Source organism: Anaerobacillus sp. 1_MG-2023, assembly GCF_030547345.1.
Lineage (GTDB): Bacteria > Bacillota > Bacilli > Bacillales > Guptibacillaceae > Guptibacillus > Guptibacillus hwajinpoensis_B.
This window is the reverse complement of record NZ_JAUORD010000008.1, coordinates 99,647-121,906: the sequence shown is the minus strand read 5'-3', so window position 1 is coordinate 121,906 and position 22,260 is coordinate 99,647. Positions and strand designations below refer to the sequence as shown.

The following is a 22,260-nucleotide window of genomic DNA, read 5'->3' as shown; positions in this document are numbered from 1 at the left end:
CTTTTGCAATGTGTTATTAAATCCCTTATCTATTAAGTTATTCACTATTCATTTTTGAATAATCTCATTTTTATATTTTATCACACTATTATAGTCGCAAAGCAAAATTCTTTCCTGCTTAAAGCTAACCCTATAGAATAAACGTTGGAACTTAAAGTTAACGAGGGAGGAAACAACATGGTAGCTCTTAAAGGAAAAACAGCATTAATTACAGGGGCAGCTCGAGGAATTGGTCGAGCATCGGCAATTGCCCTTGCAAAAGAAGGCGTAAATATCGCAATGATTGCCCGTACAGAAGAGACACTTCAGAATGTAGCGAAAGAAATCGAAGCAGAAGGTGTAAAAACTTCCTTCGCTATTGCAGACGTTTCATCTAATGAGGAAGTAACAACAGCTGTAGCTAAACTGAAAGAAGACCTTGGGGAAGTAGACATTCTTATTAATAATGCAGGTATCGCTAAAATGGGTGGCTTCATGGATCTCGAAGTTACAGAGTGGGAAAAGATCATTCAAGTGAACTTACTAGGTGCTTACTATGTAACACGTGCTGTACTGCCAGATATGATTGAGCGTAAATCAGGAGATATTATTAACATTTCTTCTACAGCAGGACAAAAAGGTGCACCAGTTACTAGTGCCTATAGTGCTTCTAAGTTCGGACTTATGGGTCTAACGGAATCACTAGCTCAAGAAGTTCGCAAGCATGACATCCGTGTTAGTGCGCTAACACCAAGTACCGTTTCTACGGATCTCGCAGTAGAAAATAACCTAACAGATGGAAATCAAGAGAATATGCTTCAACCAGAAGATATGGCTGAGTTTATCGTTGCTCAACTAAAAATGAACAAACGTGTATTCATTAAAACAGCAGGTTTATGGACAACTAACCCATAAGGTAAACTCTCACAAAAGTTACTCTTATTCTCACGATTAATTTAAATGAAAGAAGCAGCCAGCCTACTTATGCTGGCTGTTTCTATATTCTCTAAGTGATCCATAGTACTCATAAGCTTCCAATTGGGCTTCATTTGAATCAAAGTAAACCCAAATAGGTAAATTATCTAGTTCTGGATATGCTTGATATAAGTGTTCATCTCCTATTCTTATAGCCGATAAAGCTCCAGGTAACTCTTTTCGAAATATCCGATTTCTTATAATCGACTTCCCCTCTTCTGTAGGATCGTCAATTAAGACATATACGTAGAAATAGAGTCCACAATCATTTCGAAAGCTTCCAAGCACCTCATCTCTTATGGAAGAAATACGATCAAAGGCATATTCTTTTCCAATCGTTAAAAACAATTCTCCAGTTATATCGGAATGTGTTAATGTATATTTCCTTCCTAATATACAGTTCTTCTCTCTCATTCCATCACGATACGTAACCATCAGATTCTGCTTCACTTATCTTTTCCCCCTCCTTTTTACAGACTATGGGTCATCACTCATATGGGTTCATTCCATTCTTATCGACTATGACAACCTATACAGTGCGTAAATTAATATAGCTTAAGGACACTTTTGAGAGGATGAGAGAATTTGAGTCAACACCCCCAATTAGTCAGTTCTGTAGATCCCTCTATCAAACACTGATATCAATTGAAGGGAGATTGATATCAGTTCAAACAACAAATGGCTCACTCCAAGGAATGCTCGAATCCGTGATGCCAGATCATATTGTTTTATAAGTGAACGAAACCCCTTTTTTTGTTCCCATTCAACAAATTGCCTGGGTATTTCCTAATTAAAGGGGGGATTGCATGTTTTAGCGAATCAATAAGCAGTTAATTGAGCTTCCGATACTAGATCATAGGGATGCAAACGCAGCTGCTGTACAGGATTTACTTGGAGGACGCTTTGGAGAATTGTCTACACTAAATAAGTACATGTTCCAGTCGTTTAGCCTTCGTGAGAAAAAAAGCTGAAGCCTTTTTTATAACCTTGTTGCCAGTATTACTGCAGAAGAATTTGGACATGTGGAATTAGTCACAACCTCGATCAACTTGTTGACCACTGGAAGTTCTTTTCAAGCGCCACCTGATTTAACTCCATTACAAAATAGTAAAGACGTGCGAAATACAGCTCATGCTGCAGATGAAATGGGCAACTGTCCCGGAGATTATGTCTTCAGTAGCGGCAATCTAGTGCTTGACCTCCTCCATAATTTTTCTTAAGGTTGATGCAAGAACGCATAAGATGCGCGTCTATGAAATGACCGATCATCCTACAGCCCTAGAAATGATTGGCACTTACTCGTAAGTGGTGGAACTCATGTACTTGCATACGCAAAAGCGATAGAGATCGCGACAGGTACAGACTTAACAAAAATGCTTCCGATTCCGAGCCTTGATAACTCCAAATTTGACTATGCTCGAAAATTTGAAAAACAAGGATTGAACAATGTTCTTTATACTTGGAGTGTTAGCGATTACTTAGGTATTAAACAAATATGGAAAAGGACTAACCCGGAAAATGGTGAAAAACTAATGGTGATTGAGGGGCACCAGAAGGGACTCCTCTTCCTAATCTAGATGATCTTCCAGAAGAATTTGCGCCAGGGATTACTAAGGATCATTATGAACAGATCGCAAAACGTTTAATGCGAAATTTATAGAAAAAAGCACCTACCTAAGGGCAGGTGCTCTTTTCTTGCTACCAAATCGCTTCCACCCATTCTGGATGATCAATAAACGGATTGCGATTATGTTGGTATTGATCATAAATAACATTGTTTCGATTTTCTTCAAAAGAATCCACGGGGTCCATTTCATTCCATGCTTTTAACACAGAGACTTTCCCAATAAATGGTGAAGAGCCATTATTCACAAGATTATTTACTTCAAGGTCCACTTCACCACTGTCCCCTTCGTAACGAACAGCCATGTAGAAAATCATCCGTGCTACATCACCTTTCACACTGTCACGAGGCTCCCAAGAATCACTATCATAATAGTTATCGGGTGCTTCAGATTGAGGCGATCCCCCGTTATCAAAATCAAGATTACCACGTGAGCTATTGACTGTTACATCAGTTGGACGTAAATGATGAATATCTGTTCCTGGCCCCATAGATGTCCCAAAATCCCCGTGAGACTTCGCCCAAACGTGTTCACGATTCCAGTCGTCAACGTTACCACCATTCTCATATTTGCTTTGAGATCTGCCACTATAAAGAAGAAGTACGTTGTTCGGGTTCGCTGGGTCTTCATCCGTCACGCGTAGGGCATCCCAAACTTCACTGTAAGTTAGCTCATTGTGATCATCGATGATAAGATGCAGCTCAGATTTTAAGGCACTACCAGTTTTACCAACAGCCGAGCTATAGTATGTATCATCGTAAGGGGATGGTTCTCCATCACCTGGGTCGTTAGGATCCCCACTTCCTCCACCATCACTTAATTCCATATCGGAAACACTCTTCACTCCAGTATGAGCGAAATAATCTGTTAGACTTCCACTGACCACAACAGCTTCACCTAGTAAACTAGGATTACTTTGCAACCCAAATTCACTTCTGAAAGGTGATGGAATCTGGACGAAAAGCATTTCATTTACATTTGTTTCATTCACTTGATCGGCAATCGCGATCGCATAGTCATCTGAGAAGTCAGACGTAGTTACGGAGGAAGTTGAGACTGGCTTTCCAACAATATACCCTTCAACTGACCCTGTACTACCTTGATTTGCTATTCCCTGATTAACTGAAAAAGGTGATGATGAAGTTCCAGATCCATCAGCAAAAGATGGTGTAATCGTGAAATACATCATAATCAACGACACAACTAACATAAAAGCAACCGTTCCATAAACCCTACGACGTGTGGTATTCATTCATTTTCCCTCCCCTTTAAAATAAAAGCTCCGTTTTATGAAGCCCCTCTAGTGTAAACGTACACTATTAAGCTAAATGAAACACGATGTAAATGTTCCTTTATTTTTCATAGGTCAAATGCCTCATCACGCCTTATGTTGTGTCTTTCTTACTATACGGCTGCTTTTTACGAAAATTCCCATCGTTTTCTCATCTTCCTTACTTTCATCCCAGCCCATAGTCCGATATAATCAATGAGGATTGTTAAACCATAAATAAAGGGTGTTTTCCTATGAGTATATTAACCGTGAAAAACCTAACACACGGATTCGGTGACCGTGCTATTTTTGATGATGTATCATTTCGTCTTCTAAAAGGCGAACATATTGGACTTGTTGGGGCTAACGGCGAAGGTAAGTCGACATTTATGAATATTATTACTGGAAAGTTAGAACCAGATGAAGGAACAGTTGAATGGTCGAAAAATGTAAGAGTCGGCTATCTCGATCAGCACACTGTTCTTGAACGAGGCATGACGATTCGTGACGCCCTTAAAGGCGCTTTTCAGTATTTGTTTGATTACGAAGCAGAAATGAACGAGCTATTTGCGAAAATGGGGGAAGCTTCTCCAGAAGAGCTAGAAAAATTGTTAGAAGAAACAGGAACAATGCAAGATATGCTCGCTAACAATGATTTCTACGTAATTGATGCAAAGGTAGAAGAAATTGCACGTGGGCTTGGACTAGATGAAATCGGCCTTGAAAAAGATGTACAAGATTTAAGTGGTGGTCAAAGAACAAAGGTCCTTCTTGCTAAACTTCTTCTCGAGAAGCCTGATATTCTCCTTCTCGATGAACCGACAAACTTTCTTGATGAGCAGCACATTGTATGGCTCAGGCGTTACTTACAAGAATATGAGAACGCGTTTATACTCATTTCTCACGATATTCCTTTCTTAAATAGCGTAATCAACTTGATTTATCACATGGAAAATCAAGAGCTAACAAGATACGTAGGTGACTATGATAACTTCTTATCTGTATACGAAGTGAAAAAACAACAGGTTGAAGCAGCGTTTAAAAAGCAGCAGCAGGAGATCTCTCAATTGAAGGATTTTGTTGCGAGAAACAAAGCAAGAGTTGCAACGCGTAACATGGCGATGTCGAGACAAAAGAAGCTTGATAAGATGGATGTAATTGAGATCGCCAAAGAAAAGCCAAAACCAGAGTTTCATTTTAAGCAAGCTCGGGCTTCTGGCAAGCTCATCTTTGAAACAAAAGATCTTGTTATTGGTTACGATGAACCACTATCCCGTCCATTAAATCTTTCAATGGAAAGAGGGCAAAAAATATCCCTTATGGGTGCAAATGGGATTGGTAAAACGACACTTCTTCGCAGTATACTTGGCGAAATTAAGCCGATTGAAGGTTCAGTTGAGCTTGGTGATTACCTTTATACTGGTTATTTTGAACAAGAAATTAAGACAAGAACATCTAACACTTGTATTGAAGAGATGTGGAGAGAGTTTCCCCACTACAGCCAGGCTCAAATTCGAGCTGCCTTATCCAAGTGCGGCCTAACAACGAAGCATATTGAGAGCAGGGTCGACGTTCTTAGCGGCGGCGAGAAAGCGAAACTTAGACTTTGTAAATTGATGAACACAGAATCCAACTTGCTCGTATTTGATGAGCCAACAAACCACCTTGATGTAGAAGCGAAAGCTGAATTGAAACGTGCTTTAAACGAATACAAGGGTAGCATCATTCTGATCTCCCATGAACCTGAATTCTATCAAGACATTGCAACAGATGTATGGAACTGTGAAGATTGGACAACGAAATTAATTTAGAAAAAAGGCTTATCCGATTATTCGGATAAGCCTTTTTTTATATCTTCAATCGAATAATCCGGAACTAGTATCTTACCGTTATTATTCTTGTTAACGATAGATTTAATCAATGATTTTGTAAGATTTTGAGGGGGATAAGGCTTAATAAGGTAGTCATTTGCACCTAGCTCAAAACCTCGCTGCTTCTCCTCACTTACTGTAGATACAAAGATTGGAATATCCTTCGTACGCTCTGATTGCTTCACGGCTTTCAAAACATCCCATCCGCTCATTCGCCCATCTAACATAATATCTAGCACAATTCCTTTTGGAGTCATTGTCTCAAGCATTTTGATCGCTGCTTCACCACTGCGGCAATGATGGGCCGCAAATCCACTTTCAGTAATTTCCTCCATCAATAAAAGGGCAAGGCTATCATCGTCCTCTACAATCAATACACCTGAATCCTCCAATTCCCCTGATTTCGGTTCTATTGGCAACCTTTCTCTTATCAGAGGAAAAACAAGTGTGAATGTACTTCCTTTCCCAAGCTCAGAAGTAACTTCCACATCACCATCATGCGCTAACAAAATCTCTTTCGATATAGCAAGCCCGAGCCCAGTTCCACCAATTTGACGTCGATCTGAATTATCAACGCGATAAAACTTCGTAAAGAGTTTAGCTAGAGCATCTTGTGGAATTCCAAGACCCTCATCTTTAATATCCACATAAAGCTGACCTTCTCCTACTCTGAATCGCGTTAGTATCGCCCCACCTTCTGGAGAATACTTTACCGCATTGCTAATGAAATTATTGATGACCTGTTTGATCTTATCTGCATCTCCAATAATCTCATGTTCATCTGTTGTGTCTTCAATCATAAAAGAATGAAGATGAGAATGAACGCGATAGTTATCGAGCACTTCTTCAATAATTTCTTTCAAATTCACTCTTGCTTTGTCATAATTTTGCTTTCCAGCTTCCATCCGCTGTATATCAAGAAAGTCATTAATAAGCGAGGTTAATCGCTTCGCTTCTTTATAAATCGTGCTTAAATATTTCTTTTGCTTCTCAGGTTTTAGCTCTTTTGAGAGCATAAGCTCTGTAAAGCCAAGAACACTTGAAAGCGGCGTTCTAAGTTCATGACTAACTGTACTAACGAATTCATTTTTCATTTCATCTACCTCATGTTCACGAGTAATATCGCGATGAACAAAAATCGATCCAATGAACTTATCACCATTATATAAATGCTCATAATACATTTGAATAAAGAGCGCTGGTTCTGTATTTGTTTGATAAATTAATTCACTTTGCTTAGGTTTAACACCCGCAATGACGTCATGCACGTACGACTTTACTGCATCGCGATCATCTAAATCAACTTGCAGAAGAAACTTCGAACTCCACTCAGCAAATGTTTTTTCGTTTACGCCATCAGGGAAACAGGCATCCAACATCGTACACATTTGATCATTAACAGCACGCGTCGTTCCTTCCCTGTCTACGAGTTGAATTCCCTCTCGAATCGTATTCAATATTTCTCTATTCACCTGTCGTTCATTCTCTGTTGTTTCATATAATAGGATTTTATCTAAAGCAAGAGAAATTTGACGTGATAAACCATTGATTTCCGATACTTCTTCTGGCTTGTATTCTACCCCAGTTCTAGTAATGCACAATAAAGCTACTACTTCATTACTTGAAACCACAGGGATATACAGATCATTTGAGAGAACTTCATCACCATGATATCCTGCTTCTCCAACTGAGGCTGGTCTTTGTACAATGTGATACCGCTTTTGTTGAACTGCTTTTATTCCAGGTCCATCCGTAAGATGATCAATCCACTGATGTACCTTCTCCTGGCTGATGCCTAACGACGCATAATCTTTTCCTTGATTCAGCATCACAATAATCCCTTTATCTGAACTTAAGATATGAATCATGTTCGTAATAATACTTTGTAATAACTCATTCTTATTTAGCGTTGAAGCAAGTGAACGGTTTAATTCATTACGATGTTCTAACACTTGCTTCTGAACGTTCATTACTTTTACATTTTCTTCAAGGGTATTTTTACTACTTTGAAGTTCTTCGCTTTGCTCCAACAACGTTTCATTTGATGCAATAAGTGCTTTTTCGTTTTGTTGAATATTTGTGATCATTAAATTAAATGATCTAGCAAGCTCTCCAAGCTCATCTGACCTTCTGACATGCGGTACCGCTACATTTTCACCGGAAGACATTTGACTGGATGCCAAAGCGAGCTCTTGCAGCGGTTTCCCAATACGACGAGCCATTATCCCAGCAAGAATGGTAGCTATTAAGAGAAGGAATACTACAAAGAGAACAAATAGAATTTGTAAGTTCGCTAAACGATCAATTAAATTCTTCTCTGTTGCGGTTATTTCATTCTCAACGTCAGAAACTAAATTTCTCGTTTGATCTCTTAAATTGTAAACGAGATTGCTGCCACCTTGATTTTGAGATAAGATTTGTAATCCAGTCGTATTATCACTAGCTACCTGACCTTTCGCTTCTTCAAACAGGTTATAATAATTTATTAACTTATCTTGAAGATATGTGAGATATTCTTTCTCTTCGGGACTGTTCAATTTCGGCTCTAACTGATTGATTTTATCGACGATCGAATTCTTTTTGGCTTCGTAATTATTGAGAAACGGATCATCCAAACGAAATCCCAGATAGCCTCGTGCTTCAAAAAACATATCATTCAAACTATCTTCTAGTTCAACAGCGTACTGCTGCTTTTCTCTAAGGTTAACAACTTTTTCCTCATATTTTTTTTCAATCGACTGACTATAGAGCCCCAATCCTACGGCTACTATTAAAATCAATAACAAAAACCCGCTCATAAACCAGACAAATTGACGTGATAAACTACTTTTCCACCTTCTATTCACCAAGAATATCCTCTACGACGCTCGCAAGCTCAACAGGACTAAACGGTTTTGAAATAAAATAATTCGCCCCAGCTTCTCTTGCAATCTCTTCATCTTTCTTCTGAGCCTTTGCCGTTAGCATCATGATTTTGACATCCATGTTCCCTTCAGAGCGAACTTTTTTGATAACTTCAAGGCCAGTCATCTCAGGCATCATGTAATCAAGTAATACTAAATCATAGTCATTATCTTGAATAAAATTGTATGCTTCCGCCCCATCTTCAGCCTCATCGATGTCATACCCATCATCTTCAAGTGTATCAACGATTAACATTCTTAGAATCTCTTCATCTTCTGCTACTAATAGTTTTGGTCCCATATTTCTCCTCATTTCTATTTATTGGAGTTAGAAAGCTTCCTAAGTCATTTCTTCTTACTCCATATATCGACTGAATTCTAATATCATTTAGTATAGAGAAGATTATAATATCTTTTGAATTAGTTTATTTATCCTTGCTTCAAGTTCTTCAATCCTAAATGGTTTTGTAATATAGTCATCTGCACCAAGCTCTAGAGATTGAATAATGTCTTTTTCTGCTTTTCTCCCTGTTAACATCATAACAGCATAATCACTATGGTCATGCTCTTCTCGTAGTTTACTAAGTACTTCATTCCCATCCATACCAGGCATGATCCCATCTAGAAGAACGAGACACGGTGCCCCCGTTTTATGCCATGTATCTTCAAAGAAAGAATAGCCTTCTTCATAACTTCTCACTTCTATTTCATAGTTTCCATCAATGGGAATATTGCTAAGCTTAGAAGTTAGAAGATTTCTCATAATTTCATCGTCATCAACAATAGCAATACGAATAGATTTTAGTCTCTTCGACATCATTTTATCGCTTTGATAAATAACTACCTGGTTTCTTCCATTGGCTTTGGCTCGATAGAGAGCTTCATCCGCACAATTTAGTAACTGTTGATTTGAGGAAGAAGCATCTATATCGACTACCCCACCTGAAAACGTGACCGAAAAAGAATTATCATTTGTTCGAAACTCTTTCTTTCTGAAACCTGCGAGAAGCCTTTCAAGAAATTTCGCTGCTTGATTTGAGTTTGTATCGGGGAGGATCAAGACAAACTCTTCACCCCCATAGCGTATAAATGTGTCTGTATTTCGCTTTTCTGAAATGATAAATTGAGCAAGTTTTTTTAATACTTGGTCTCCCATAAGATGACCATACTTATCATTCACTGCTTTAAAGTGATCAATATCAAAAATAATTAAGGAGGCGTTCTCACCATTCCGAACGAGATCATACCGCATATAATTAAGCTGGCTGTCGAGAAATTTACGATTATAGGCACCTGTTAGTTCATCAGTTAGTACAGAGTGAACGATTAATTTTCTTTTCTCGATTTTACGATTCACTCGTAATAAGTACTCATCTTTTTTTACATCTAAATCGAGAAAATCATCTGCTCCAAATTCATAGGCTTTCATCCGATTAGATTCTGACCTTTCTGTGTTCGTTAGAATAAGAGGGATGAATTGGAGCTCTGCTTTTTCTCTCACTTCTCTTCCAATACCGCTCTCATCTCTTTCAATTAATTGAAATTCTATGATAATGCAGTCAGGATACATGTCATATAAAGCTGCACGAGCCTTTGATAAATCCATAGCAGCAAAGACGATGTACCCCGTTCTTTCTAGCTCCTCTTTCATCTCAATTAAATAGAGGGGATTTGAATTAATGATCATAATCATTTTAGGTGTGTCGCCCTCTTCAAGACTAACATCCGGTGCTTCTTCACGAATATCAACCATGACATTATCTAGAAACCTGATTGTCTCCACGCTGCTATAATAGCGCCCACTTTCGAATTCAAATTGATTGAGAAGTGTTTCTGCTTTTTCGGCAGCTTTTGTATACCCTACCGTTCCTGCAGTTCCTTTAAACGTATGTAGCAACTGATACAATTCCTTCTCTGTAACACTTTCATTTCTAGTTTTTATTTCCTCATATTTTTCTTCCATATTCAAAAGGAATTTTTTCTTATACTTTTCCAATGTATAGCCTCCCCCTTGAGATCAAGAGTGATTTTTGTCGAATTACTAAATACTTTCATCATAATTTAGTTTACGTTCTTCCACAAGAAACATCGTCCATATTTTCCATCTTTTTGTATGAATAGGAATTTCGGAATCCACCTTTCTCTGTTTTAGTCAAAGTTCAGATACACCTGCCTGTCCAGAACAAATTCCTTTACAACCTAAGCGCATATAGGTAAACTAGTGTTTATGCAATTATTTACCTAGGTAAATAAAAAGGGGAGTAAACATGATTTCAACAAGCGATATTTTCCATTCGTTACATCAACAAGTGCGACACATCACAAAAGAAGTAAACGAGCTATTGAAAGAGTATAACTTGTATAGTTCACAATGGACGATTCTCTATTGTCTTGATCAATTCGGTCCTATGAAACAGACGGATATCTGGAAATACTTAAATGTTGAAGCGCCAACTACCACTCGTACTCTTGTTCGAATGGAACAAAATAACTGGATTAATCGAATGGAAGGTTCCGATAAGCGTGAACGCATTGTTAGTCTTACTCATGAGGCAGAAGAGCTTTTGCCTACCATAAAAGATTCTATTAAAGAGATGGAAGAATCCCTCCTTCAACATCTATCAACTGAAGAACAGATTCACTTTTATCATCTCTTAAACAAAATAGGGCAACAGAAAGGAGAGAAAACACATGTCTAATAAACAGCCCATTTGGACAAAAAGCTTTTTAAATATCTCAACTAGTAATCTATTTATCTTCATTGTTTTCTATGCACTTCTAACCTTACTCCCTATATACGTTACAGAGGAACTTGGCGGAAGCGAATCTCAAGCAGGTCTTATTATTACGATTTTCTTACTATCTGCTATTATTGTTCGCCCTTTCTCTGGAAAATTAATTGATCGCTTTGGCAAAAAGAAAATGCTTGTAACGAGTGCTTCTCTGTTTGCTGCGGCTTCTTTTATCTATCCATTAGTAGATAACTACTATGCTTTACTCTTACTACGATTCTTTCACGGTGTATGGTTTAGTATTGTTACCACGGCAGCCGGAGCAATTGCTGCAGACACAATTCCAAGAGAACGACGTGGAGAAGGTTTAGGTTATTTCGCAATGTCTATGAACCTTGCAGTTGTTACAGGTCCCTTCCTGGCCCTAACGCTTCTTCAATATGCTTCATATATAACAATTTTCCTTGTATTAAGTACCATAATGGTGATAGGGGTTCTTTGCACACTAGGCGTAAAAGCCATAGAAAATACCGAACCTATACCTAAGAAAAAATTGTCATTTGATGATCTTTTTGAAATAAAATCATTCCCCATTGCAATCGTTGGACTCTTTGTTGCTTTCTCTTATGCAAGCGTCATTTCATTTATCTCTCTATACGCGAAATCAATCGGTCTTCTTGAAGCTGCGGGATTCTTCTTCGCAGTATTCGCTGTAGCTATGCTTGTCTCACGACCATTCACTGGCAGGATGTTTGATTTGAGAGGACCTAATACTGTTATTCTTCCTGCATTTATTTTGTTTGCTCTTGGTCTCGTAACTCTTAGCTTTACAACACAAGCATGGATGTTACTTCTTGCAGGGGCATTTATCGGGTTAGGATACGGTTCGATTGTACCAAGCTTCCAAACACTTGCTATCCAAGCAGCTCCCGAATCAAGAAGCGCGCATGCAACGGCAACTTTTTTCACCTTTTTCGATACTGGAATCGCAACGGGGTCATTCGTACTCGGCATCATTGTGACTTCTCTCGGTTATGCTAATCTCTACATGATTCTAGGGCTCTTTGTGATTGGTATTCTGTTCTTCTATCAATGGATTCAGAAACAAAAAAGCTCGAGAAAACAACTTCAATCACAAACTAATTACTAAGGAAATGTATACCATAGCGATTTAATGGGTTGAAGTATAGTGAAAAAGTAAGCTATTATGGGAGAATCTTATTTTTTCATGAGAGCGAGTTGACAACAGTGCAAGTAATAGAAGCAATTAACGCGGTTCTTTGGGGACCCATAATGATTTCCCTCCTCCTTGGAACTGGGTTGTTTTTCACGATACGTCTTGGATTTATCCAGTTTACTGGCTTAAAAGAAGGATTTCGACAAACATTTGGACCTCTGTTTTCAAAAAAGAAACAAAAAGGAATTTCGTCTTACCAGGCCCTCTCAACAGCCATTGCGGCTCAAGTAGGGACAGGGAATTTAGCCGGGGTAGCCACTGCTATTGCAGCAGGTGGACCAGGTGCTATTTTTTGGATGTGGATCTCTTCCTTTCTTGGTATGGCAACGATCTTTGCTGAAGCTGTTCTAGCTCAGAAATTTCGCGTAAAAGAAAACGGGGTCGTAAAAGGCGGACCCGCTTACTATATTCGCGACGGTCTAGGTAGTAAAAAATTAGCCGCCTTCTTTGCGATTGCGATCATTTGTGCGCTTGGTTTTGTTGGGAATATGGTGCAATCTAATTCAATAGCCGAGGCTTTTCAAACCGCATTTCAAATTCCACCGCTGGCGATCGGCATAGGTGTAGCGATTTTAATTAGTTTAATACTATTCGGTGGTATCAATCGAATTGCTCGATTTGCAGGCAATGTCGTTCCGGTTATGGCGTTACTCTACATTATCGGAGCTCTTATCATTCTTGTCTTACATTTTGATCAAGTACTTCCAGCACTATCACTTATCGTTGAATCGGCATTCACTCCAGAATCAGCTGGAGGCGGGGTACTTGGCGCTTCCATCAAAGAAGCCATTCGTTATGGAGTTGCAAGAGGTTTATTTTCCAATGAAGCCGGTATGGGATCAACGCCGCACGCTCATGCTGTAGCGGAAGTGAAACACCCTGCTCAACAAGGATTTGTAGCCATGGTAGGTGTTCTCATCGATACCGTGATTATTTGTACCGTTACAGCACTCGTAATTCTTGTAACGGACGGGGCAAGTTCTAACCTTACTGGAATTGAATTAACCCAGGCTAGTTTCACGAGTGGACTCGGTGGCTTTGGCGTTTACTTTATTGCATTTAGTCTTTTGTTCTTTAGTTTCACAACAATTTTAGGCTGGGCTTACTTTGGTGAAACAAATGTAAATTATTTATTTGGACAAAAAAGCGTCCCTTACTATCGTGGTGCTGTTCTTGTTTTCATCGTCCTAGGAACTGTTTTAAATGTGCCGTTCGTATGGCAGCTTGCCGATACATTTAATGCATTCATGGTGTTGCCCAACGTCATTGCCTTGATCGCTTTAAGTAGCGTCGTAAAAAAATCATATAAAGAGCTTTCTCAATAAAAAAAGCGATGCAGCTGCATCGCTTTTTTCTATCTATCTGCACTTAGATGAGAGTTGATATTCAGACTGCGGATCACGATTTCATCGCCAGCCACATCAAGGATATTTATTCCTGTATTATCTTGAAAGATGCGACGATAGTTGGCAAAAGGCATCCCAAGTACTCCTGCTAAAAAGAAACGAATCGTGTTGTTGTGCGCAACAACGAGCACCGTTTCACCGGAATGCTTTTCACTTATTTCCTTAAAAAAAGATGACGCTCTTTCATACATTTCACGAGCCGTTTCACCCGTTCGCCCCGCTCTTGTTTCCCATGGGTTAGCCATCCAATTATCCCATGAGTCAGGATCTTCTTTAATAAACTCTGCTTTCGATCTACCTTCCCACTCTCCAAAATCACCTTCATAGACCCGTTCATCTATTTGAATCGGCAAATCTCGTTCTCCTAAAATGAGTTCAGCTGTATGACGTGCACGTATTAATGGAGAAGCATAAGCTCGATCAAACGAAACCGAACTTAGAAAGTCGCCTGCACTCTTCGCTTGAGTGGCTCCCCCCGTAGAAAGTCCAATATCTGTTCGTCCACAATAAAGATTTCCTGCTGCATTCCATTCACTTTCACCATGTCGTACAAGATAAATACGCGTATGACTTTGTTTCGTTGCTTTATTTATACTTTTATTGGTCACTACTTGTTCACTCTCTCCTACACAAATTCTAACCTTCATTATGGCTATCGTATCGAGAGGATGCAAGTAGAAGAAAATGTTTCTACTTCTCATTACACACGAAATCCGCTAGCTATATGCCAGCGGATAATTATCTATAAAGCGGCCTGTAGACCAGCCTGATTTAGAAAGTTCCACGGTTTATTAAAATGTGGTTGGAAAAAGAAATCGATGTATCCTAATTCATCTATAGTCATTTTGTTTTGAATACAAACAGATAGTGTATTGATTGATTGCGTTACGTCTGCTTTAGAGATGACTTGAGCACCAAGAATTCTCCGAGTATCCTCTTCATAAACCACCTTCAGTGTGATCACTTCATAATCTGGCATAAACTCTGGACGATTGTTTTCTTTTATTGTGATTGTTTTCACATTCTTCCCCGTACTAATAGCTGCCTTCTCAGTTAAACCAGTAGAAGCCATACTGTGATCAAAAAGGTGTAAACCAGATGTCCCCTGAGTGCCCATATATCTGATCGTTGGTTTCATAATGTTCTGTCCAACGAGGGTACCCATACGCACAGCATTTGTGGCTAAAGGAATATAAGCATTTTCACCAGTTGGATTGTATTGTATAGCACAGCTATCACCAGCAGCAAAAATATTTTGCTTACTCGTTCTCATATATTCATCTACAATAATGGCCCCGTTTGGCATCATCTCTACCTGCCCTTTAAGAAGATCTGTGTTCGGACGAAAGCCTACAGAAAGAATAACGAGATCTGCTTCATACTCTCCACTGGTTGTCACTACTTTAGAGACGTGTTCCTCACCTTCAAATCGAGTCACTGTTTCGTTAAGCGCAAGACGAATGCCACGAGTCTTGAAGTCCTCTTCAATTATATCTGTAAACTCTGGATCAAGATACTTACTTAAGATACGGTCTTCTCCATCAATTAAAGTTACTTCTTTTCCATATTTCTGAAAAGCCTCTACTAACTCAACTCCAATATAGCCTGCTCCAATAACGGTTACGCGCTTAGCTTCCTTTGCTCGTTCGATAATTGTATTAGCTTGAGTATAGTTTTTTGATAAAAGGATATTATTAAGTTGAATTCCTTCAATTGGCGGAATAATCGGCCATGATCCTGTTGCCATCACAAGCTTATCGTAATCATCCTCAAACACTTCTTTTGTATTCAAATTCTTAACGCGAATGCGATTGTTTATAGAATCAATATCTAATACTTCATGCTTCATTTTCATTGTGACACCCATCTCTTCTAACTTCTCAGGAGATGAATAGAATAAACCTTTTGGATCTTTTACAACTCCTCCAACATAAAGAGCAATTCCGCAAGATAAGAAAGAGACATTATCATTCCGCTCATAAACCGTAATATCTGCTTCAGGATAACGTGTTGCTATATTCGTAACTGCCGCCGTTCCGGCATGTGTACATCCAACAACTGCTACTTTCATCAATCATTCCTCCTTGTATAATTGTGAAGTATTTCACATAAAAGGATGCAATCATGTGAAATACTTCACAATTTCTATATTCTAATTATATGTCTGTTTTGTATTAAACGCAATAAGTTTGTTCAATATTTCACAATAAATCTTAAATAGAAAGTCATCTTACTATCACATGCCTTCCTATCGCGTTACGATAATGGTAGAAGGTTAATACTATTTATTAAAGCGGAAGGAGTCTAACCATGGTTACATTAAGCATTCTTGATCAAGCCCCTATACCTTCAGGGAGTAATGCCTATAAAACACTTGAGCATACGCGTGAACTCGCACGTACTGCAGAAGCTCTTGGTTACTACCGATACTGGTTTGCAGAACACCATAGTACAAAAGGACTTGCCAGCACTTCTCCAGAGATTATGATGTCTCACATCGCAGCCTCAACCTCTAATATCAAGGTAGGCTCTGGTGGTGTCCTACTTCCACAATATAGTCCATTCAAAGTGGCAGAGAATTTCCGACAACTAGAAGCTCTTCATCCAGGACGTGTAGACCTTGGAGTCGGCCGTTCACCCGGTGGTACAGCAAAAACACGATTAGCTTTAACAGATGGCATTAATAAAAGCTTGAATGAATTCCCACGTCAATTAGAAGAGCTCTCCCACTACTTGACTGACTCTATGCCGAGAGGACACGAGTTTGCCGGCATAAAAGCAGCTCCTCAAACCGACTCACCCCCTTCTCTTTGGCTATTAGGGATGGGTGAGAATAGTGCTAAAAAAGCAGCAGAATTGGGCATTGGCTATGTCTTTGGGCATTTTATTAAACCTGATCGAGGGAAGAACGCTCTCCAAACTTACTATCAACAGTTCCAACCTACTTATTATAGTCCTTCTCCCTCAGCTATTATTGCCTTATTTGTCGTATGTGGAGAAACTGACGAAGAGGCGGAAGAACTTGCTTTAAGTCAGGATCTCTGGCTTCTGCGAGTAGAAAAAGGTCTTGATAGTCGAGTGCCATCCATTGACGAAGCTAAACAGCACCGTTATACCGTAACGGAAGAAGAACGAGTAAAAAATAATCGAAAACGAATGATAATAGGATCTAGAGAAACAGTGAAGAAGAAAATCGACGCATTAGCCGAACACTATCAAACTGAAGAATTCATGGTCCTCACAAACATACATGATTATGATGAGCGAAGAAAATCATATGAGCGTCTTGCACATATTTATTTATAAGGCGATTACTCAACATGTTTTTAGGTGTTACTCAAATAAAAGCCCCTACTTCTCAATGAAATAGGGGCTTTTACCGTTATTCAGTTAATTCGGATCGATGCCGTATTCGATAAAATTCATAGAAATTCTTAACGATGACCTTAATGACGGAGTAAAGTGGAATAGCAATCAGCATCCCAATGAACCCATATAAAGCCGCCGCTACAATTAGTAGTAAAATGATGGTTAAAGGGTGTATGTTTAACCTTTTACCTAGGACAACAGGCGCTACCAAGTTTCCTTCTAACTGTTGAACAACTATCGTAATAATAATCACATACAATGCTAACATCGGCTCTTGTGTTAAAGCGACAACCAGAGCAGGTATAACACCAATAATCGGCCCAAAGAACGGGACAACTGCTGTGACCATCACAAATAGGCCTAATATTAATGCATAAGGTAGTCCAATGATTAAATAACCAACATACATTAGGACACCGTCCACGATTGCTACAATAATTTGGCCGATAATATAGGCCGATAAAGTTTCATCAACTTTATGAAGGATCTTTTCTCCTTCACCCTGATGTTTATTTGGAATAAATCTCAGGAGAAATGGGCTTAATTTATGATCATCTTTAAGAAAATAGAATAAGACAAAAGGTACGATTACAAGGACTGTCGTAGCACTCGTTAACGCACTCACAACCTGCATAATATGATCACCGAGGCTTTGCGTTAAATTCCCTAAATAACTCGTTGCTTTTTGTTGAAGGTTTTCTACAGAAAGCATCCCCATATCATTTTTCTCCATCATTTTCTCAGCTTCTTTTGCTGATTCTTTCAGCTTCTCAGGCAACTCCTTCGAAAACTCTGACACTTGACTCTGAATTGGATTTGCTAGAAAAGTGAATCCAGTATAGAGGATACCCGCAATCCCTATAAACACAATTAAAATCGCGACAATATCTGATACAAATGGAATCTTTTTTAATAACTTAACAATAGGCTTGATCGCATAATACAAAAAACCAGCAATTAATACTGGATAAAACAATGTACCTATAATTGTTTTCACCGGTTTCAATAAATCTAATTCTGTCAAAAAGAAAAAACAAATTAATAATAGAATAATACCGGTTATATACTTGAAGAAATCATGTCTAATCCACATTGGCCGTCTCCTTTGTTTTTATTCATTTCACTCTCATCCCTATACCACTCAACACTCTTTTACTAACTTGATTTCCACAAAAAGTTTACTATTCTAAGGGATCTAAAAAGTAGCCTCTCTCGTAAATATTGTTTCTATAAAAGTGAGGGGTGATTCCCTCTCCAATCAGCTAAATGGGGTTTTAAATATAAAACAACCATCTTTTAGAGAGGAGCCAAAGTAAAACGATAAAATGTCTCACAGCTAACAAAAGAGAGCCGGAATATTCCGGCCCTCTTTTCGGATTATAACAACGCTAGGATTTCCCCTAGATTCTTGCTTGTTTTTTTACGATCCAATCTTGTTTGAGCACGTTTTTGGGCTAGCTCGTTAAGTTGCCTCTCCCCTTCAGTTTCCGGCTGAATTCCAGGTACTTTCATTGGTCTTCCTTCTAGCAAGGCAACAAACGAAATAAAGCACGTCGCTGCTATTCGATTGTCACCCGTTAAAAGATGTTCGGCGTTTACTTTCACAAAAACTTCCATTGAGCTTTTACCTGTCCATATGACAAATGCTTCATAATGAATCGAATCTTCTTCCGTTATAGGATGTAAAAACTCAACCGTATCCATCGACACCGTCACGCACTCTAGACGAGAATGCCTCGTCGCTGCGATTGATGCTAGCATATCCATATCGGCAAGGAGCTTACCCCCAAATAATGTCCCATGACTGTTAAGGTCAGGCGGAAAAATACGGCTGCTCTTATACACTCTTGATTCGCTTACATTCTTTTTCATATCATCTCTCCTTTTCTAAACAATAAAAAATGCATACTCTTTTCATAAGAGCATGCATAACAAATAGACTTTTTCCCAGTCTTCTCCGTTACACCCCCCTATCGTCCGTAGGTCAATCAGTGCTTTAGAAAAGGCAGGTCTCCTGGCTTGAAGCTTTGTTGAACGAATGCCCCTTCCCTATCATTGATAAGTGGGGTAACGCACCGTCCTTACTTCTTACAGTGGCGGGACCGCATTGGTTTTTCACCAATTTCCCTATTAAGTACTGGAATCAGTACACCTTTTCCATTTTATTCAATTGTACTTCTCTATTCTTCATGCCGGGGATCTAAAAGTCAATACTATTCGTTAATCAAACGTTTGTTTAACTATTTATACCTTAAACAAACGTTTATTTAATGATTTTTCCGCCGGCAGAGGAACCAATTAATTAGAATGCAACAAAAAAAGACGCCTTCACAGCGCCTTTATTTATTCGTCGGTTGAATCCTCAACCATTTGTTTTAATTCAGATAAACTAGTTCCTTCAAAACGCTTACCATCTACAAATAAGGTAGGCGTTTCTGAAACATTCTTTTTATTTGCATAAGCAAGGTCAGCTTCTACTCGTTTCTCACCTGCTCCACTCTTATAGGCTTTAACAACTCTGTCCGTTTCTTCTTCACTAACTAGACCACTAAGGGTTTTCGTTAAGAACGATTCAGTTAAAACATCTTTCGTTTCAGATCCTTTTTTATGTTTGTCATACAGAACATGATGAAATTGCCAGAATACATCATTACCTAATTCTTTATAAACAACCTCAGCAAATTCAGCAGCCCTCGTGGAATCTTTATGGAGGAATGGATAATTAACAAAGTAGTATTTCGCTTTCTCAGTCGCAATGAACTCCTCTTGGATTTTTGGAAACAAAGATTCATTAAAGGATTGACATGAAGAGCATTTGTAATCACCAAATTGCACAATTTCAACTGGCGCTGTTTCCTCACCCAAGTGCGGTTGAGACTCTAATTTAAATCCTTTTGTATTTGCAAATGGATGAAACAGAAAGTTAATAAACAAAAATAGAATAACGAGTCCCGCAAATAATAATAACCATTTGGCACCCGGTTTTAACTTCTTTTTTGGTTTAGCCATTCAGTCACTTCCTCTTTAATCCTATGTTTCTTTCTCCTGATCGATCTTAAACGACCAACCTTTTCTCTTAAGATATGTTGAAAGACTATATGGTCCGCCGCCTCCTAGAAATAAAGACACTGACATAGCTAGAAAAGCAATGTCTAGTTCATAACCGCCCAGCATTCCAGTTGATCGCTTTACAAAGAGAAGAGCTCCTAATAAAATCATGGAAAACAGTACGCTGACAATTCGCGTTCCTAAGCCGAGAATCATTAAAACTCCTCCAGTTAACTCTACTACAGCCACAACATAAGCAAGAAAACCAGAAATACCGATCGTCTCAAAAAAAGCTACTGTATTCGTGATCCCTTCAGAAAACTTTAAAAAACCATGAGCAAAAAAAAGCATACCTACGACCAATCGAATTGTTAACAACCCGAGATGGGGATAGGTTTTCATTATTGATCCTCCCCAGATATTAACATTATTTGACACCGTTCGACACAGTTATCCAACTAAACGTTATCATAATGAATGCCTACATTGCAAAAGGATGAAGACCTATTTCTGACCCCTTGCGAGTGTAGAATGCCGAATGATTTGATTGATCACTTCGGAAAATACTAACCCTACTGCAATGGATCCCGATATCATAAATGCTCTGGCTGCAAGGTTAATGGCACTATTGTAATCATTTTGAACGAAATTCCTCATCGCATCGTAAGCCAGACCACCAGGAACAAGCGGAATAATCCCCGCTACACTAAATATAATCACTGGGGTCCGATACACCTTTGCAAACACCTGACTAATAACAGCGATGACAAAGGAGGCTGTTACAGTGGCAATGACAGCATCAATACCTGATGCCTCCATCCCGTAATAAATCATCCAGCCACACATGCCTACAAACCCGCCCTTAATAAGGGAGGATTTAGGAGCGTTAAATAACAATCCAAACGCTGCACTTGCCACAAAGCTCGTCAAAACCTGAGCAATAATTGTCATAATTGTCCTCCCTTTCTATAAAAATGATACAACAAGGGCAATGCCTGCTCCAATCGCAAATGCGGTAAGAAAGGCTTCTGCGCCTTTAGATAGGCCTGATATTAAATGCCCCGCCATTAAATCCCTCACAGCGTTCGTGATTAATAGACCCGGAACAAGTGGCATCACTGAACCAATAATAATTCTATCAAGTTGCCCACCGATTCCAGTAGACACAAAAAAGACAGCGAGTAATCCTATGACAAATGAAGCGAGGAATTCTGCGAAGAATTTTATCGGTACAAGGCGGTTAAATAGTGAAACACTATAAAAGCCACCTCCCCCTGCAAGAACCGCTGGAAGAAAATCTCCCCACTCCCCTTGAAACATAATTAGAAAACAACCGCTCGCAATCGCAGCAGCAACTAACTGCTTAGGAAATGTATACCGCTCAGTCATTTTATCCAATCGGTCAAGCTCTTCATAAGCTTCCTTAATCGAAAAACCACCACTGCTAATTCTCCTCGATATACTATTTACCTTCGTTACTTTATCTAAATCCGTCGTGCGTTCTGAAATGCGCATCAACTGTGTTTTGGAAGGCTCAGGACCTTCTAAAGAAAAAATAATCCCAGTAGGGGTTACGTAACTATTCGAATGCGTTGCCCCATAAGCGTCCGCAATTCTAGTCATCGTATCTTCTACACGGTACGTTTCACCGCCATTTTGCAGCATTACCTTTCCGGCCAAAAGGCATACTTGAATAATGTCATAGGCATAACTCGTTTGATTTTCCATACGTCGCTCCTGACAACCGTGAAGTATTCATTGTTCGTTGTTTCTTAGTTTATATGAACCTACTTATGTTTATCAAATGTAATATAAAAAGAAGAAGATCATTATGAATGTCACTTT

20 protein-coding genes, 1 pseudogene and 1 riboswitch are annotated in these 22,260 nt (G+C 39.0%); of the genes and pseudogenes, 8 read left to right on the top strand and 13 right to left on the bottom strand.

The window, feature by feature from the left end:
* The first annotated feature begins 177 nt into the window (after window positions 1-177).
* Complete coding sequence (locus Q4550_RS14535; protein WP_303533831.1) at window positions 178-894, top strand: 3-ketoacyl-ACP reductase; 717 nt, start codon at window positions 178-180, stop codon at window positions 892-894.
* Between the two features lie 63 nt (window positions 895-957).
* Here Q4550_RS14535 and Q4550_RS14530 read toward each other — a convergent pair whose 3' ends face one another.
* Entirely contained in the window at window positions 958-1,404 is a 447-nt protein-coding gene (locus Q4550_RS14530) for a staygreen family protein (RefSeq protein WP_303533829.1), read from the bottom strand.
* Between the two features lie 125 nt (window positions 1,405-1,529).
* Here Q4550_RS14530 and Q4550_RS14525 point away from each other — a divergent pair, with 125 nt between their 5' ends.
* Complete coding sequence (locus Q4550_RS14525) at window positions 1,530-1,688, top strand: DUF2642 domain-containing protein (protein WP_303533826.1); 159 nt, start codon at window positions 1,530-1,532, stop codon at window positions 1,686-1,688.
* Between the two features lie 84 nt (window positions 1,689-1,772).
* Window positions 1,773-2,531, top strand: a pseudogene (locus Q4550_RS14520) (manganese catalase family protein).
* A 121-nt stretch (window positions 2,532-2,652) separates the two neighbouring features.
* Here Q4550_RS14520 and Q4550_RS14515 read toward each other — a convergent pair.
* Window positions 2,653-3,765, bottom strand: a complete 1,113-nt coding sequence (locus Q4550_RS14515; RefSeq protein WP_483298565.1) for an endonuclease — start codon at window positions 3,763-3,765, stop codon at window positions 2,653-2,655.
* 338 nt (window positions 3,766-4,103) lie between these two features.
* Here Q4550_RS14515 and Q4550_RS14510 point away from each other — a divergent pair, with 338 nt between their 5' ends.
* Window positions 4,104-5,660, top strand: a complete 1,557-nt coding sequence (locus Q4550_RS14510; RefSeq protein ID WP_303533822.1) for an ABC-F family ATP-binding cassette domain-containing protein — start codon at window positions 4,104-4,106, stop codon at window positions 5,658-5,660.
* Window positions 5,661-5,677: 17 nt separating this feature from the next.
* On the opposite strand, the gene Q4550_RS14505 is transcribed toward Q4550_RS14510, so the two are convergent.
* The 3 genes from Q4550_RS14505 to Q4550_RS14495 all read right to left on the bottom strand — a co-directional run bounded on the left by Q4550_RS14505 (window position 5,678) and on the right by Q4550_RS14495 (window position 10,619).
* Window positions 5,678-8,566 carry an ATP-binding protein gene (locus Q4550_RS14505; protein WP_303533819.1) on the bottom strand — a complete coding sequence of 963 codons (2,889 nt, stop codon included), beginning with the start codon at window positions 8,564-8,566 and terminating at the stop codon, window positions 5,678-5,680.
* Window positions 8,559-8,924: a response regulator transcription factor gene (locus Q4550_RS14500; protein ID WP_303533817.1), complete on the bottom strand. Its 366-nt coding sequence runs from the start codon at window positions 8,922-8,924 to the stop codon at window positions 8,559-8,561. Before Q4550_RS14500 ends, Q4550_RS14505 begins: the two co-directional genes overlap by 8 nt.
* 102 nt (window positions 8,925-9,026) lie before the next feature.
* Window positions 9,027-10,619 (bottom strand): diguanylate cyclase, encoded by a 1,593-nt coding sequence (locus Q4550_RS14495; RefSeq protein ID WP_303533815.1) that lies wholly within the window; start codon window positions 10,617-10,619, stop codon window positions 9,027-9,029.
* Window positions 10,620-10,890: 271 nt separating this feature from the next.
* Between Q4550_RS14495 and Q4550_RS14490 the strand changes: the two genes are divergently transcribed.
* The 3 genes from Q4550_RS14490 (at window position 10,891) to Q4550_RS14480 (ending at window position 13,917) form a co-directional block, all read left to right on the top strand.
* Window positions 10,891-11,322 (top strand): MarR family winged helix-turn-helix transcriptional regulator, encoded by a 432-nt coding sequence (locus tag Q4550_RS14490; RefSeq protein WP_226616475.1) that lies wholly within the window; start codon window positions 10,891-10,893, stop codon window positions 11,320-11,322.
* On the top strand, window positions 11,315-12,505 hold the full coding sequence (locus Q4550_RS14485) for an MFS transporter (protein ID WP_303533811.1): 1,191 nt from the start codon (window positions 11,315-11,317) through the stop codon (window positions 12,503-12,505). Before Q4550_RS14490 ends, Q4550_RS14485 begins: the two co-directional genes overlap by 8 nt.
* Window positions 12,506-12,648: 143 nt before the next feature.
* Window positions 12,649-13,917 (top strand): alanine/glycine:cation symporter family protein, encoded by a 1,269-nt coding sequence (locus Q4550_RS14480; protein ID WP_303533809.1) that lies wholly within the window; start codon window positions 12,649-12,651, stop codon window positions 13,915-13,917.
* Between the two features lie 29 nt (window positions 13,918-13,946).
* Here the strand turns inward: Q4550_RS14480 and Q4550_RS14475 are convergent, their stop codons facing one another.
* The gene (locus Q4550_RS14475; RefSeq protein ID WP_303533806.1) at window positions 13,947-14,699 is read right to left on the bottom strand and encodes a histidine phosphatase family protein; all 753 of its coding nucleotides are present in this window, start codon (window positions 14,697-14,699) and stop codon (window positions 13,947-13,949) included.
* A gap of 41 nt (window positions 14,700-14,740) precedes the next feature.
* On the bottom strand, window positions 14,741-16,069 hold the full coding sequence (locus Q4550_RS14470; protein WP_303533803.1) for a CoA-disulfide reductase: 1,329 nt from the start codon (window positions 16,067-16,069) through the stop codon (window positions 14,741-14,743).
* 239 nt (window positions 16,070-16,308) lie between these two features.
* On the opposite strand from Q4550_RS14470, the gene Q4550_RS14465 reads away from it, so the two are divergent.
* Complete coding sequence (locus Q4550_RS14465; protein ID WP_303533800.1) at window positions 16,309-17,304, top strand: LLM class flavin-dependent oxidoreductase; 996 nt, start codon at window positions 16,309-16,311, stop codon at window positions 17,302-17,304.
* A 76-nt stretch (window positions 17,305-17,380) separates the two neighbouring features.
* On the opposite strand, the gene Q4550_RS14460 is transcribed toward Q4550_RS14465, so the two are convergent.
* From Q4550_RS14460 to Q4550_RS14435, 6 genes are all read right to left on the bottom strand, one after another.
* Complete coding sequence (locus Q4550_RS14460; RefSeq protein ID WP_303533799.1) at window positions 17,381-18,460, bottom strand: AI-2E family transporter; 1,080 nt, start codon at window positions 18,458-18,460, stop codon at window positions 17,381-17,383.
* 284 nt (window positions 18,461-18,744) lie between these two features.
* Window positions 18,745-19,239, bottom strand: coding sequence for an acyl-CoA thioesterase (locus Q4550_RS14455; protein ID WP_303533797.1), 495 nt, complete (start codon window positions 19,237-19,239; stop codon window positions 18,745-18,747).
* A 115-nt stretch (window positions 19,240-19,354) separates the two neighbouring features.
* Window positions 19,355-19,538, bottom strand: a riboswitch (cobalamin riboswitch).
* A gap of 172 nt (window positions 19,539-19,710) precedes the next feature.
* A complete protein-coding gene (locus tag Q4550_RS14450; protein ID WP_303533796.1) occupies window positions 19,711-20,376 on the bottom strand; it encodes a DsbA family protein in 666 nt (221 codons plus the stop codon).
* Between the two features lie 21 nt (window positions 20,377-20,397).
* Window positions 20,398-20,817, bottom strand: coding sequence for a DoxX family protein (locus Q4550_RS14445; RefSeq protein WP_303533794.1), 420 nt, complete (start codon window positions 20,815-20,817; stop codon window positions 20,398-20,400).
* A gap of 102 nt (window positions 20,818-20,919) precedes the next feature.
* Complete coding sequence (locus Q4550_RS14440) at window positions 20,920-21,366, bottom strand: threonine/serine exporter family protein (protein ID WP_194222355.1); 447 nt, start codon at window positions 21,364-21,366, stop codon at window positions 20,920-20,922.
* A 15-nt stretch (window positions 21,367-21,381) separates the two neighbouring features.
* Window positions 21,382-22,143 carry a threonine/serine exporter family protein gene (locus tag Q4550_RS14435; RefSeq protein WP_303533791.1) on the bottom strand — a complete coding sequence of 254 codons (762 nt, stop codon included), beginning with the start codon at window positions 22,141-22,143 and terminating at the stop codon, window positions 21,382-21,384.
* Window positions 22,144-22,260: the final 117 nt, after the last annotated feature.